The sequence below is a fragment of the Arthrobacter sp. CAL618 genome (assembly GCF_000468215.1).
Lineage (GTDB): Bacteria > Actinomycetota > Actinomycetes > Actinomycetales > Micrococcaceae > Arthrobacter_D.
In genome coordinates this window covers 1-13,272 of the sequence record NZ_ASZW01000101.1, presented here as the reverse complement: position 1 = coordinate 13,272, position 13,272 = coordinate 1, and the positions used below count along the sequence as shown (strand labels likewise).

14 protein-coding genes are annotated in these 13,272 nt (G+C 65.0%); 2 read left to right on the top strand and 12 right to left on the bottom strand.

The features are described from left to right. From K728_RS0106675 to K728_RS0106660, 4 genes are all read right to left on the bottom strand, one after another. Window positions 1-787: hypothetical protein (locus K728_RS0106675; RefSeq protein ID WP_156911223.1), on the bottom strand; the 787-nt coding region annotated here is incomplete at its 3' end. 134 nt (window positions 788-921) lie between these two features. Continuing rightward, complete coding sequence (locus tag K728_RS18650) at window positions 922-1,701, bottom strand: regulatory protein RecX (protein WP_024476257.1); 780 nt, start codon at window positions 1,699-1,701, stop codon at window positions 922-924. A 6-nt stretch (window positions 1,702-1,707) separates the two neighbouring features. After that, window positions 1,708-2,781 (bottom strand): recombinase RecA, encoded by a 1,074-nt coding sequence (recA, locus tag K728_RS0106665; protein WP_019483440.1) that lies wholly within the window; start codon window positions 2,779-2,781, stop codon window positions 1,708-1,710. Window positions 2,782-2,971: 190 nt separating this feature from the next. Further along, window positions 2,972-3,190: a DUF3046 domain-containing protein gene (locus K728_RS0106660; RefSeq protein ID WP_024476256.1), complete on the bottom strand. Its 219-nt coding sequence runs from the start codon at window positions 3,188-3,190 to the stop codon at window positions 2,972-2,974. 98 nt (window positions 3,191-3,288) lie between these two features. Between K728_RS0106660 and K728_RS0106655 the strand changes: the two genes are divergently transcribed. Further along, window positions 3,289-3,762 (top strand): MarR family winged helix-turn-helix transcriptional regulator, encoded by a 474-nt coding sequence (locus K728_RS0106655; RefSeq protein WP_019483442.1) that lies wholly within the window; start codon window positions 3,289-3,291, stop codon window positions 3,760-3,762. A 95-nt stretch (window positions 3,763-3,857) separates the two neighbouring features. Here the strand turns inward: K728_RS0106655 and K728_RS0106650 are convergent, their stop codons facing one another. From K728_RS0106650 to dapA, 6 genes are all read right to left on the bottom strand, one after another. Continuing rightward, window positions 3,858-4,298 (bottom strand): helix-turn-helix domain-containing protein, encoded by a 441-nt coding sequence (locus K728_RS0106650; protein WP_024476255.1) that lies wholly within the window; start codon window positions 4,296-4,298, stop codon window positions 3,858-3,860. Between the two features lie 120 nt (window positions 4,299-4,418). Further along, a complete protein-coding gene (locus K728_RS0106645; RefSeq protein ID WP_024476254.1) occupies window positions 4,419-4,931 on the bottom strand; it encodes a CinA family protein in 513 nt (170 codons plus the stop codon). Window positions 4,932-4,942: 11 nt separating this feature from the next. Next, on the bottom strand, window positions 4,943-5,569 hold the full coding sequence (gene pgsA / locus K728_RS0106640) for a CDP-diacylglycerol--glycerol-3-phosphate 3-phosphatidyltransferase (protein ID WP_019483445.1): 627 nt from the start codon (window positions 5,567-5,569) through the stop codon (window positions 4,943-4,945). Between the two features lie 9 nt (window positions 5,570-5,578). Further along, window positions 5,579-8,494, bottom strand: coding sequence for an FtsK/SpoIIIE family DNA translocase (locus K728_RS0106635; protein ID WP_024476253.1), 2,916 nt, complete (start codon window positions 8,492-8,494; stop codon window positions 5,579-5,581). Window positions 8,495-8,661: 167 nt separating this feature from the next. Then, entirely contained in the window at window positions 8,662-10,353 is a 1,692-nt protein-coding gene (locus K728_RS0106630; protein ID WP_019483447.1) for a ribonuclease J, read from the bottom strand. After that, window positions 10,350-11,297 (bottom strand): 4-hydroxy-tetrahydrodipicolinate synthase, encoded by a 948-nt coding sequence (dapA, locus tag K728_RS0106625; RefSeq protein WP_019483448.1) that lies wholly within the window; start codon window positions 11,295-11,297, stop codon window positions 10,350-10,352. The genes K728_RS0106630 and dapA overlap by 4 nt, the downstream gene beginning before the upstream one ends. A gap of 89 nt (window positions 11,298-11,386) precedes the next feature. On the opposite strand from dapA, the gene K728_RS0106620 reads away from it, so the two are divergent. Next, entirely contained in the window at window positions 11,387-12,559 is a 1,173-nt protein-coding gene (locus tag K728_RS0106620; protein WP_019483449.1) for a heparan-alpha-glucosaminide N-acetyltransferase domain-containing protein, read from the top strand. A gap of 5 nt (window positions 12,560-12,564) precedes the next feature. Here the strand turns inward: K728_RS0106620 and K728_RS0106615 are convergent, their stop codons facing one another. After that, window positions 12,565-13,047, bottom strand: coding sequence for a hypothetical protein (locus tag K728_RS0106615; protein ID WP_024476252.1), 483 nt, complete (start codon window positions 13,045-13,047; stop codon window positions 12,565-12,567). Between the two features lie 8 nt (window positions 13,048-13,055). Beyond that, window positions 13,056-13,272 (bottom strand): dihydrodipicolinate reductase C-terminal domain-containing protein (locus K728_RS18645; RefSeq protein ID WP_035747431.1); only part of this gene is annotated, 217 nt, incomplete at its 5' end.

The window sequence follows — 13,272 nt, the reverse complement described above, 5'->3', positions numbered from 1 at the left end:
CCGCCGCAGCAGCCTCTGCTGCTACCTGTTGTTCGAGGAAAGCAGCTTCTTCCTGCAAGCCCTGGATGCGGTCGGCTTCAAGGTCGGCCGTGGTGTCATTCAGTTCGGCAAGCTGCTCGAAGAGCTCTGCGGCCCGGGTTTCCTGCTCCTGCACCGAGGTGCGGGCGGCGGCGTCGTCGCCCTGGGCAGTGCGTAACCGTTCGGCTGCCTCGTCCGTCAGTTCCCGGTGCCGCTCGGTGGCGGCGTCATAGCGGTCCCGCAGTGACTCGGCCTCACGCTCGGCGGCGACCGCATCGTTGTAGGATCCGGCAGCCCGGTCGGTGACGGTTTCAAGTATCATCAGGCGGTCGAGCAGGTCCATGGCGCCCTCCGGATCCAGCAGCGCCAGCATTGAGGTGTTGGTGCTCCCGGTCTTGTAGGAGAGGGCAGCGGCTGCGCCAGCTGCCCGGTGCAGGTCCGCGGACTCGGCCTCGGCATTGGCTAATTGTTCGGCGAGCGTGTCGGAGAGCCGTTCGCTCACCCGCAGTTCCTCCGCGGCCTGCGCGTGATCAGCCGCTGAGCTGACGGCAGTGTCGCCAAGTTCGGCGGCGGCGGTGCGGAGCCCTTCCAACAGGCTTTCAATCTCGCCGACCTGGGCTTGTTTGGCTGAGGCATCGGCTTTGGCTGCCTTGATCTCGTCCCAGGTTGGGTAGTCCTGGGCTGCAGCCGGGGCGATCGAGGTGAGGAGGGAAGCGCCAAGCAGCACCACGGCCAACGCTGCACCAGCGCCCGTCCGTGCAGCAGTCATTCCCCGCGCCAGCCCGATCATAAGGATGCTCAGCCTACAGTTCGGTGTTCTGGGTCCGCCAGACCTCAACCGGCCGTTTTAGGGAACGAATGGATAACGGCTGAGCGTGACTGACCTGAGCCCGGCGGACCTCGTCAGAGGAAATCAGGTTCTGCGTCGTCGTCAGCTGCGCCGGCGGCGACGTCGTCGAGCACCGATTTCACCACACCGAACGCCAGCGACGGGCTGTATCCCTTGCGCCCGAGCATGCTCACCAGCCGCCGCGTTTCCTTGTCGAGGGTGGCACGATCTGCACCCGTGGCGGCGGGGCGGTGCTTTCGGCGCACTAGCTGTTCTGCAGCGTCCCGTTCCTCATCGTCACTCACCTGGGACAGTGCCTCCTCGGCGATCTCGCCGTGGATGCCTTTCTCAGCCAGTTCGCGTTTCAGTGCGCTCCTGGCCAGGGATCGGGTCGCTGCCCGGCTACGCACCCACATCATCGCGAACTCGGCATCGTCGATCAGCTGGACTTCTTCAAAGCGGTCCAGGACGGCCACCGCCACCTCTGCGGGCACGTCCCGCTCCGCTAGTTTGGAGGCAAGCTGATGCCGGCTTTTGGGCGCGAGGGTGAGCTGCCGCAACACGATGGACCGTGCCGTCGCGTAAGGGTCTGCATCGGGTGCGAGGGCTCCCCCGCCAGATCCCGCCGCATCCTTGCCAGCGGACACCTCCGAGGCCGAACCGGAGGAGCCGATGGCACCCGATCCGGCGCCAGCAGGTTGCCGGCCACGAGGCTTTCGCCCGCTCCCGGATTTCCGCTCACCGGCGTTCCAGCCGCCTGATGTCCGATGAGCGGTTGTCCCGTCGGAGCCGGCCCCGGATTTCCGCCTGGAATTCAATCCACTGCGGGAACCGTTGTTCTGTCCGAAAGGCATGGCTGGCTAGCGGTTCTCTCCGCTGACCGCTTTCAGTTTCGGCTCAGCCTTCGCCTTGGGCTCGACCGCCGCCTCTTCAGCAGCCAATCCAACACCGAGTTTCTCGCGGATGCGCCGTTCCAGTTCGTCGGTCAGGTCGGGGTTGTCGAGCAGGAACTTCCGTGCGTTTTCCTTACCCTGGCCCAGCTGGTCGCCGTCGTAGGTGAACCAGGCACCCGATTTCTTCACGAGACCGTTCTCGACTCCAACATCGATCAGCCCGCCCTCACGGGAAATTCCATAGCCGTACAGGATGTCGAATTCGGCTTGTTTGAAGGGGGGTGCCATCTTGTTCTTGACTACCTTGGCGCGGGTCCGGTTTCCTACCGGGACAGCGCCCTCCTTGAGGGTTTCAATCCGGCGTACATCGATGCGGATGGAGGCGTAGAACTTCAGCGCCTTGCCGCCCGTAGTGGTCTCGGGGCTACCGAAGAACACGCCGATCTTCTCGCGCAACTGGTTGATGAAAATAGCTGTGGTTTTGCTTTGGGCGAGACGGCCGGTGATCTTCCGGAGCGCCTGGCTCATCAGCCGTGCCTGCAGGCCCACATGGCTATCTCCCATGTCACCCTCGATTTCCGCGCGGGGCACCAGCGCAGCCACCGAGTCAATGACGATCACATCGATCGATCCTGACCCGATCAGCATGTCCATGATTTCCAGCGCCTGCTCACCGGTGTCCGGCTGGGAGACCAGGAGCGCGTCGGTGTCGACGCCGAGCCGCTTCGCGTATTCGGGGTCGAGTGCGTGTTCAGCATCAATGAATGCCGCGATGCCACCGTTGCGCTGCGCGTTGGCGACCGCGTGCAGTGCCAGCGTGGTCTTACCCGAGGACTCTGGTCCGTAGATTTCGACGACCCTGCCGCGGGGCAGCCCGCCTATGCCCAGTGCAGCGTCAAGTGCGATGGAGCTGGTCGAAATCGTTTCGATGGGGGCGCGCACCTCATCACCCAGGCGCATCACCGAGCCTTTGCCATACTGCTTGTCGATCTGCGCAAGTGCTGCTTCGAGAGCTTTCTCGCGGTCTGCTGGTGCGGCCATTCTTCACCTCGGTTGGTTATGGCCGTTGCGGCCGTTTTCGTGTTCAATTCGACCGTAGCCCGGGGCACTGACAAATTGAGAAGCTTCACGGCGTATGTGGATAACCACGACAGCCGTCTGTTAGAAATGATAGTCCTATCCGAACAAGTATTCGAATAACTTGGGCGGCGTGTCAGGTGCCGCATCCCGACTATTTGGGAGTGATGTCCTTGCCTAACCGGCGTTCCGACGGGACATCCTGGAGGTCACACACCGCGACCCAGATATCGCGCGGGCTGATTCCGGCACCCAGGGCCTCTTCGGGCGTGCGGCCGCCGAGTTCGGCGAGGACGATCGTTCGGGCCAGGGTACGGGAGTACCCCGCGCCGAACTCGTCATCCATAAGCCGCCAAAAGGCACTGGTGCGCATGATGTAATCCTCTCACTGTCTCTGAGTTCGCTGACTTGCTGGCCCGCTTTCGGGGCCGGTTGATGAGCGATTGTGTGCGTAACCATAGAATGAAGCACATGACAGCCGAGCACCGTGAAGCCGATCCCGCCGTAGACACTGCCATCCAGGCATTGGAACAACAACTGAGCATGCTGTGGCGGAGGGCACGATCGAACTCCTACAAGGTGGCCCGGCGCGTCCACCCGGACATGGAACCGGCCGCCTACGGCCTGCTGGTGATCCTTCAGCGGGAGGGCGCCATGCGGCTGACCGACATTGCGGCGAGTATCGGCGTCGGCAAACCATCGGTCAGCCGGCAGATAGCGATGCTCGAACAACTCGGCCTGGTCCAGAAGGAAGCCGACCCGCTCGATGGCCGGGCCCAGTCGATTACCCTGACCCCCGCCGGCTCGAAGCAGCTGGTCGCCGCCCAGACCGCCCGTAAGGAAGCGTTCCACAACCTGATGGACGACTGGGATGTCAAGGACCTCACCACCCTGGGGACCCTGATTGCCCAACTCAATGAGACGTACACCAAAGACAACTGGTGATTGACAACAAACTGTTGATAACACGCTGTTGACAACAAACTGAAGCCCGCCGGAGTGTTCCGGCGGGCTTCAGTCAAATCGCTGTGGACGCTGAGTTAGCGGTTCGTTGCGGCCAGTCCGCGGCTGAAATCCTCGGATAGGTCGGCCGGGATGTCGTCGACAAACGCCCGGGCGAATTCCTGGGGCACCGTGTCAGGGACTGATACGCCCTCTGCCTCGGCGAGACGATCGCTGACTTCGCGGAGCATGAGGGACAACGGAACATCGAGCGCGGTGCAGATCGAGGACAGGAGCTCAGACGATGCTTCCTTCTGGCCCCGCTCTACCTCGCTGAGGTAACCAAGGGAGACTCGAGCACTATGCGAAACCTCGCGTAGTGTGCGGCCCTGCCGCTGGCGGACGTCCCGCAGGACATCGCCGATCTCATGGCGTAGCACTACCATTTTGCGCTCCTTCGGCTTGCGCTGTGCATCTTCCGCCAACCCCACATCCCGCCAACGGACTACTCCGTTAATGGATACGGGTTGCTTTACCATCTGAATCGCCATGCTCCCTCGTTGCAATTGATCCGGTGTCTCCTTAGGAAGGTGTACCGGCTTGGTAGTTTCAAGCCTAAGCTGTCAACCTGTTCAATGGCTGACAGTAATGATAACTGTTCAGTCCTGGGATTTGTTCCCTGCAGCCTGGTCGCGTAACACGGCGCCCAGCAGATTCAGTGCGGCGGCACAGGCGTGCCTCCGGACCGACTCCCGGTCGCCGTCGAACAGGTATTCGTTCACCGTCGTCCCGGCCGCTGATGCTACGGCCACGAAGACGGTGCCCACCGCCTTACCGGCGTGTGGCTCGGGTCCCGCAGCTCCGGTGGTGGAAACGCCCAGATCGGCGTCGAAGACGCGCCGTGCGCCTTCCGCCATCTGGCGTGCGACGACGGCGTCCACCGCCCCGGTCGCGGCGATCCCTGCGGAGTCGACGCCGAGAATGTCCACCTTGATCTGGTTCTGGTAGGTCACCGCCCCACCCTGCAACACCGCGGATGCGCCCGGCACCGAGCCCAGCGCGGCGCTGACCATCCCGGCGGTCAGCGACTCGGCAGTGGCGATGGTGAGGTGACAGGCTGTTGCCTGGCGGATCACCTCTGCGGCAGGCCCAGCGGGAACTAACGGTTCCATCGGTGCCGCGCTTACGACGTCGGGCTGCCGGGGTGCCCGGTTGAACGCGCATCCCGCCGGAGCCGGATCGCCTGGATAATGTAGTCGATCCCGGTGACGACGGTGACGGCGACGGCTGCCAGCATCACCGTGATGGCCAGCCAGGAATACCAGTCACCTAACACCCCGGCCAGTGGCAGCAGGTACAGGAAGATGGCGAAGGTCTGGATGACCGTTTTGAGTTTCCCGCCGCGCGAGGCTGGCATCACTCCGTAGCGGATGACGGCGAACCGCAGCACGGTGATGCCCAGTTCGCGGACCAGGATCACGATGGTGACCCACCACCAGAGTTCTCCAATGACAGAGAGCAGGATCAGTGCGGCACCTATGAGCAGTTTGTCGGCGATAGGGTCGGCGATCTTCCCAAAGTCGGTGATTAGCCCGCGGCTCCGGGCCAGGTCGCCGTCGAGTTTATCGGTGTAGATCGCGACGGCGAACACCGCCACCGCCAGCCAGCGGAAAAGCCCGCCCGAGCCATCGGCGGCCGAGTCGTCCAGGAGCAGAAACCAGATGAAGAACGGGACGAGAAGGATCCGCACCACCGTAAGGACGTTGGCAATGTTCAGCGTAGGGACCTGTTTGGCCGGAGGAATACTCACGGCATAAGGCTACCTTCCCGTGAGGCTCCAGGCGTCAGTTGAGCCGTCATCGTCGTCGTCCGAGCCGTCATGGTACTGGCCCGCCTGGTGGCGAGCCTCGAGATCGTCGGCCACCAGGTCGATCGGTGGTGCCTGCGGGGCGCTGGGCGCCGGCTCGTCGGGGACGGACACGGGTCCGTCACCGCGCATGGCGCCGAGTACCGCTGCCAGGTCATCAGGCTTGACCAGGACGTCGCGGGCCTTTGAGCCTTCCGAGGGACCCACCACACCGCGGGACTCCAACAGGTCCATGAGCCGGCCCGCCTTGGCGAAGCCGACCCGCAGTTTACGCTGCAGCATGGACGTGGAACCGAACTGGGTGGTGACCACCAGTTCCGTGGCCTGCAGGAGAACGTCGAGGTCGTCGCCGATGTCGTCGTCGATCTGCTTTTTCGGCGCCTCGACCGCCACATCCTCACGGTAGTTGGCCTTCAGCTGGCCCTTGACGTGTTCCACCACCCGGTGGATTTCGGACTCCGTGACCCAGGCGCCCTGCACGCGCATGGGCTTGGATGCGCCCATGGGCAGGAACAGCGCGTCGCCCTGGCCGATGAGCTTTTCGGCGCCCGGCTGGTCCAGGACCACGCGGGAGTCGGTGACCGACGACGTCGCGAACGCCATCCGGGACGGAACGTTGGCTTTGATCAGGCCGGTGACGACGTCGACCGATGGCCGCTGGGTGGCGAGCACCAGGTGGATGCCGGCGGCGCGCGCCAGCTGGGTGATGCGCACGATCGAGTCCTCGACGTCGCGCGGGGCGACCATCATCAGGTCGGCGAGCTCGTCGACGATGACCAGCAGATACGGGTACGGGCGCACCACGCGCTTGGAACCCTCGGGCGGGATGACCTTCCCGTTCCGGACCGCCTTGTTGAAGTCGTCGATGTGCTTGTAGCCGTAGTTGGCGAGATCGTCATAGCGGGTGTCCATTTCACGGACTACCCACTGCAGGGCCTCGGCGGCCTTCTTGGGGCTGGTGATGATGGGCGTGATCAGGTGCGGCACGCCTTCGTAGGCGGTGAGCTCCACCCGCTTGGGGTCGACCATCACCATGCGCACCTCGTCGGGGGTGGAGCGCATCAGGATCGAGGTGATCATGGAGTTCACAAACGATGATTTACCGGCACCGGTGGCACCGGCAACCAGCAGGTGGGGCATCTTGGCCAGGTTGGCGACGACGAACCCGCCCTCAACGTCCTTGCCGACACCCATCACCATCGGGTGTTCGGTCTTGCGGGCGTTGCCGGACCGCAGCACGTCGCCCAGTGACACCGTTTCACGGTCGGTGTTGGGGATCTCGATGCCGATGGCCGACTTGCCCGGAATCGGGGACAGGATGCGGACGTCGGAACTCGCGACGGCGTAGGAGATGTTCTTGGACAGCGCGGTCACCCGTTCCACCTTGGTGCCCGGCGCCAGCTCGATTTCGTAGCGGGTGACAGTGGGGCCGCGGGAGAACCCCGTGACCTTCGCGTCAACGTGGAACTGGTCGAGGGTGTGGGTCAGGGCTGCGACCACAGAGTCGTTGGCTTCGGACCGTTCCTTGGGCGGGGTACCGGCGGGCAGGTAGTCCGACGGCGGCAGGGTGTACGTGACGTCGCCGGCCAGCTGCAGCTGCTCGGTGCGCTGCGGCATGGGGGTCGGCGGGATCTGCGGCTGCACCGGATTGGACGGTACCTGTGGTGCGGGGGTAGGGAGGACCGCCATCGCCTCGGTGGCCGGTTCAGGGTTGCCACCGGGGTCGTGGGCGCGGTCGTTGGGATCTGTGGGGATGCCATGATCCTGTTTGATCTTCTCGGTGGCGCGTTCCTGCTGGGTAGGACGCCGGACGCCCGGTGGTACCCGCGGTTCGGTGGGGACCGGCGCCGCCTGGTGCGCCTGAGTCTGGTGCTGGGTGTCGTCGTCGTCGGCCAGGACTGCCCGCTCGAATGCTTCATCACCGACGTACCCGTCAAGCTCGGCCTGGGCGCGGTCGGCCGCACGATCGCGTCCGAAGAGACGCATCTTGCGTTTGGGTTTCCTACCGGGTGCCGAGTGGCGCTCGTCGAGGTAGCTTTGATCATGTTTTTCGGTGGCCGGGTCGGTTCCCCGTTCCTTGGTGCCCTGCTGGTCCCGCTCGATGAGGTCCTGGCCCATCAGGTGCTCATACAGGGCGCGCAGCCGGGAGGGGATGTGGCGGAACGGGGTGGCGGTAATGATCAGCAGACTCAGGAAAATGAGTGCCGAGAGCAGCACGATCACCGGCCATTCGGTCAGGATTCCGCTGAGCGGGCCGGCCACGAGGAAGCCGACCACTCCCCCGGCCTGCCAGAGGCGTTCGAAACCGTCGGCGAGGGCTGGCGCTCCCCCCGAGAGGTGGGCGATACCTGAACCCGCGAACAGGGCAATGGTCATCCCAATGCCCACCCGGTTGTTGGCCCGGTGGTTCTCCGGATACCTGAAGAGGCGCACCGCGCCGATCAGCAGCATGAACGGCACAAGCAGCGCCATCCAACCGAAGGTTCCAGCGGCGACAGCGTGCACCACATCGGCGCCGGGCCCCGTGAGCGCCCACCACTCGACTGCGGCGACTGCCACGCTGAGGATCATCAGGAACAGGCCGGTGCCGTCCCGGCGGAGCTCCTTATCCGGGTGGACGTCGTGCCCGAACTTGCGGATACCCGAGGCGACCATGTGGGCGGCCCCCATCCACAGCCCCCGGAGTGCGCGCAGAGGCAGGGGAAGCGTGTCCCCGGGCAGCGCGGGCTGCTGTTTGGTGGGTTGCCGGGTGTTGCCACCGCTTTTGTTTGCGCCGCTACGGCCCGAAGTTGAACGCGCAGCAGCCGAGGTGTTCTTACCGCGCGACTGCTGTGAACCTCTGGGGCCCGGGGAAGTACGAGTCGCCATAGTGCCAACGGTACCGGACATAGCCCCGGATTCCCCGGACATACGCGGCCGGATCTGCGTTGCCGCATGCAGTGCTGCTCGGCAGGTGGGGGCGTCCGCCGAGCATCGACAGCTCTGCCCGGTGAGCTGGGAGTCCCGGCGAGCAGGCCTGCTGCCGGTTTCGGCTCCTACGCCTCCAGGACCACCGGAATGATCATCGGCCGGCGGCGGTAGCGCCTATTCACCCAGGTACCAATCACCCGGCGGACCACCTGTTGCAGCTGGTAGACGGTGTGGTCCTTGTTGCTCATTACTGCTTCTTCGAGTGCGGCGTTGAGTTTGGGCTTGATCTCATCGAACACCGAGTCGTCTTCGGCGAAACCCCGGGCGTGGATGTCGGGACCGGACACGATCTTGCCGGTGCTCCTGTTGACCACCGTGACGATGGAGATGAACCCCTCCTCGCCGAGGATCCGGCGGTCCTTCAGGTCGGCGTCGGTGATCTCGCCGATGCTGGACCCGTCCACATAGACGAAACCGCATTCCACCGCCCCGACCACGCGGGCTACCCCGCCCACCAGGTCAATGACCGAACCGTCGTCGGTGAGCAGCACGTTTTCGCTCGGGATCCCGGTCTGCTCGGCGAGCCGGGCGTTGGCAATCAGGTGGCGGGTTTCGCCGTGGACAGGCATGACGTTCCGGGGCCTGAGGATGTTGTAGCAGTACAGCAGCTCACCGGCTGCAGCGTGCCCGGACACATGGACCTTTTCGTTGCCCTTGTGGATGACGTCGGCGCCGAGCTTGAGCAGCCCGTTGATGACCCTGAACACGGCGTTCTCGTTGCCCGGGATCAGTGAGGACGCGAGGATCACGGTGTCGCCCTTGCCGACGGTGATCCGGTGGTCGCCGTTGGCCATCCGGGACAGGGCGGCCATCGGCTCACCCTGGGAGCCGGTGGACATGAGAACCACCTTGTCGTCCGGCAGGGTGTCCACGTTTTTGATGTCCACGAGAATGCCGTCGGGAACCCTGAGGTAGCCGAGCATCGCGGCGATGGCCATGTTCCGCACCATCGAGCGGCCGGCGAAGCAGACGAAACGCCCGTGCGCTTCGGCGGCGTCGAGCACTTGCTGTACCCGGTGGATGTGGGACGAGAACGACGCGACGATGATCCGTTTGGTGACCTGCCCAAACAGCCGGTTCAGGACCGGTCCGATCTCGCGTTCGGCGGTGGTGAAACCGGGCACGTCGGCGTTGGTCGAGTCGACCATGAGGAGGTCAACTCCCTCTTCGCCGAGCCGCGCGAACGCCCTCAGGTCGGTGATGCGCCCGTCCAGGGGCAACTGGTCCATCTTGAAGTCGCCGGTGTGCAGGACGTTTCCTGCGCTGGTGCGGATGAAGACCGCGAGGGCATCCGGGATGGAGTGGTTGACCGCCACGAACTCGCACTCGAACGGTCCGAACTGTTCAATCTGCCCCTCGGTGACGGTGAGGGTGTAGGGGGTGATCCGGTGTTCCTGCAGTTTCGCTTCGATCAGGGCCAACGTGAGCTGGGAGCCGATCAGCGGGATGTCTTTTTTGTGCCGCAGCAGATACGGAACAGCGCCAATGTGGTCCTCATGACCGTGCGTCAGGACCAGTCCGACGACGTCGTCGAGCCGGTCCTCGAGGTACGAAAAGTCGGGGAGGATCAGGTCGACGCCGGGCTGGTTTTCCTCGGGAAACAGCACCCCACAGTCGACGATCAGGAGTTTTCCGTCCAGTTCGAACACCGCCATGTTCCGACCGATTTCGCCGAGGCCGCCCAGGGGGACGATGCGCAGAACGCCCGGTGCGAGTTCTGGTGGGGCGATGAGTGCGGTGGCGGCCGATACCGTCATGCGGGTGTTCCGTCAGCGGTCCGGGTGGAGCGCGGGCGGTCGAAGTTCATCCCCGCTTCGGCCAGGTCGGCGAGCACGGTTTCCATCTCGACGGCGGTGGGTCCGACCAGGGGCAGCCGCACCGCAGCGTTGGGGATCAGCCCCTGCCGTTTGAGGATCTGCTTCGCCGAGACGGCTCCGGGGATGTGGGTCATCACCGCGCGCACCACCGGGTCGAGCTCAAAGTGGATCCGGCGGGCGGTGGCCACGTCCCCGGCGCCCGCGGCGTCGACCAGCGCCCTGAACTGGGCGGTGGCCACGTGTGCGCTGACACTGACCACACCGACGCCGCCAGCCATCATCCAGGGGAGGGTGAGGCCGTCGTCGCCCGAGTACACGTCGAGCGTGGTGTTGGCGAGCACCCTGGTGATCTCCGCGAAATCCGCCTTGGCATCCTTGAGCGCGACAATCCTGGGATTGTCCGCCAGCCGGATCATGGTCTCGGTCTGGATCGGGATGCTGGACCGGCCTGGGATGTCGTAAATCATGATGGGCAGCTCGGTGGCAGCGGCAATCGCTTCGAAGTGGGCCAGCACACCGGCCTGGGTGGGCTTGTTGTAGTACGGGGTGACCACCAGTTGTCCGTCGACGCCAGCGCGCACGGCACGCTGCGCCATCTCGATGGAGTGCGAGGTGTGGTTGGTTCCGGTGCCGGCGATGACCTTCGCCCGCCCGCCCACGGCTTCCACGACCACCCGGAACAGGTCTTCCTTTTCCTGGTCCTCCAGCGTGGAGGTCTCACCGGTGGTCCCGGAGATCACCAGGCCGTCGCAGCCGTCGTCGACCAGGTGAGTCGCGAGCTGGGCGGTGGCCTCGAAGTCCACGCTGCCGTCAGCGTGGAACGGGGTCACCATCGCTGTGACCAGGGTGCCGAAGGGAAGGGTGCGGGTGTCGGTTTGAGCCATGGGTAAAACGTTACCCGGTTCGACACCGTTTAGCTTCCGCTGCACATCGCCGCCGTGGGGCTGACTCCCCGCTGTGAGACGATCAGGTCATGGTATCTGGCAAGGTAACCCGCCGGCTGAGCGGGGTCGACGCCGCCCGCGGTGTGGCGCTGTTTGGGATGATGAGCACCCACATTTTTGCCCTGTACGTTCCGGGCACGGCCGAGGCGTCATGGGTGGCCCTGGTTTTCTCCGGCCGGGCATCAGCCCTGTTCGCCGTCGTCGCCGGGCTCGGCCTTGCCCTGTTGACCGGAGGGAACCGGATCCACCACCGCAACGCCATCGGGATGGACCGCCGGGGCATCGCGGCACGTGCGGCCGTCATCATGGTGATCGGGCTGATGCTGGGCGGACTGGAAACCAACATCGCCATCATCCTCTTCCACTACGGGGTGCTGTTCCTGCTGGCGCTGCCGTTCGTCTCCATGCCGTTCAGGCGGCTTCTCTGGTGGGCAGCAGGCTGGCTGCTCCTTTCGCCGGTCGCCGCCTATTTGCTGCGGCCCTGGATCGCCGAGACGGTCAATCCGCCGTCGATTGGTGGGAATCCGCTCTGGGAAACGCTGCTGGAACCGGCCACGCTGCTGGCCGACATCACCGTGACCGGTTACTACCCGGCGTTGCAGTGGCTGAGCTACATCCTGATCGGCATGGCGATCGGCCGTCTACCACTCCGGGACAAACGGGTACAACTGGGCCTGGTGGTGTCCGGTGCGACCCTGGCCGTGGCGGCGAAACTCGTCAGCGGCTACCTCCTCGGCCCGTTGGGCGGTCTGGCGGCACTGCTGCAGACCCCCGACGGCAGCAGATACCCGCTGGCGGCAATGATGAGCGTCAGCCTGACGGGGGTCGACCAATCCGATTCGTGGTGGTGGCTGGCCGTGAGCGCACCCCACTCGGGCTCCCCCCTGGACCTGCTGCACACCGGCGGGACGGCTGCCCTGGTGATTGGGCTGTGCCTGCTGGCCACCCGGCGGTTTGAATCCGCGCTACTCCCCCTGTCGGCAGCCGGGGCGATGACCCTGACCCTTTACGCGGTTCATATCTGGACCATGAGCGTTGTCGATGCCCAGACCCCGGCGCCCGACCCGGCGCTGGTGTATTGGGGCCAGGCGGTCGTGTTTGTTGTCCTCGGCATCCTCTTCCAGCGCATCAACGCCCGCGGGCCCCTGGAGTTACTGACCTCCGGAGCGTCGCGGGCGGCGCGGGCGGGTGTGAACAGCTAACGCTGTTAGCGGGCTGCGTTGTACAGTTTCCCGGCGGTGCGCATGGAGCGCCTCGCCCTGGTCCTGTCCCCGGCTGCGTCGTAGGCGCAGGAGAGCCTGAACCAGCCGCGCCAGTCGTCCGGCGCCGCCTCAACCTCCGCCTGGTATTCGGGGAACCGTGCGTCCGCTGCCGACCGGACAATCCGACCGGCGGGGGTACGGGGCAGGTCGTCGATGGGGAGCCCTCCCTCGGCATCAAGGTCGGACGCCATCTTTGAGGTCTGTATCCCGAACAGCAGTTCGCGGATCATGGCCCACCCGCCGATCAGCGGCAACAGGAGGTAGGCGAGCCCGAGTGCCTTGGCGACCAGGTCCGGGTCGGTGAGGAGGATGACGCTGCGTTGCAGGGCGATGATCAGCCAGAAGACGAGCAGCAGGCTCACCAGTGCGACGCCGATTTTGGCCCGGTGGCGTTTTACTGCGTCAAGGAACCCAGCTGTTTCGGCCATGGGGGAGGTCACGCTTCCAGTTCGAGGTAGCCGTCCAGCCCGACCGTCAGGCCGGGGTGGGACGCGACACCGCGCACGCCCAGCAGCACGCCGGGCATGAATGATTCGCGGTGGTAGGAGTCATGGCGAATGGTGAGCTGCTCGCCAACGCCACCGAGGAGCACCTCCTGGTGCGCGACCAGACCGCGCAGCCGTACCGAGTGCACCCGGACGCCGTCGACGTCG

Excerpts from the sequence above, each read along its gene's own strand:
- K728_RS0106630 (WP_019483447.1), bottom strand. The coding sequence starts at position 10,353 with ATGACGGTATCGGCCGCCACCGCACTCATCGCCCCACCAGAACTCGCA.
- recA (WP_019483440.1), bottom strand. The coding sequence starts at position 2,781 with ATGGCCGCACCAGCAGACCGCGAGAAAGCTCTCGAAGCAGCACTTGCG.
- dapA (WP_019483448.1), bottom strand. The coding sequence starts at position 11,297 with ATGGCTCAAACCGACACCCGCACCCTTCCCTTCGGCACCCTGGTCACA.
- K728_RS0106645 (WP_024476254.1), bottom strand. The coding sequence starts at position 4,931 with ATGGAACCGTTAGTTCCCGCTGGGCCTGCCGCAGAGGTGATCCGCCAG.
- K728_RS0106655 (WP_019483442.1), top strand. The coding sequence starts at position 3,289 with ATGACAGCCGAGCACCGTGAAGCCGATCCCGCCGTAGACACTGCCATC.
- K728_RS0106615 (WP_024476252.1), bottom strand. The coding sequence starts at position 13,047 with ATGGCCGAAACAGCTGGGTTCCTTGACGCAGTAAAACGCCACCGGGCC.
- K728_RS0106635 (WP_024476253.1), bottom strand. The coding sequence starts at position 8,494 with ATGGCGACTCGTACTTCCCCGGGCCCCAGAGGTTCACAGCAGTCGCGC.
- K728_RS0106660 (WP_024476256.1), bottom strand. The coding sequence starts at position 3,190 with ATGCGCACCAGTGCCTTTTGGCGGCTTATGGATGACGAGTTCGGCGCG.
- K728_RS18650 (WP_024476257.1), bottom strand. The coding sequence starts at position 1,701 with ATGCCTTTCGGACAGAACAACGGTTCCCGCAGTGGATTGAATTCCAGG.
- K728_RS0106620 (WP_019483449.1), top strand. The coding sequence starts at position 11,387 with ATGGTATCTGGCAAGGTAACCCGCCGGCTGAGCGGGGTCGACGCCGCC.
- K728_RS0106650 (WP_024476255.1), bottom strand. The coding sequence starts at position 4,298 with ATGGTAAAGCAACCCGTATCCATTAACGGAGTAGTCCGTTGGCGGGAT.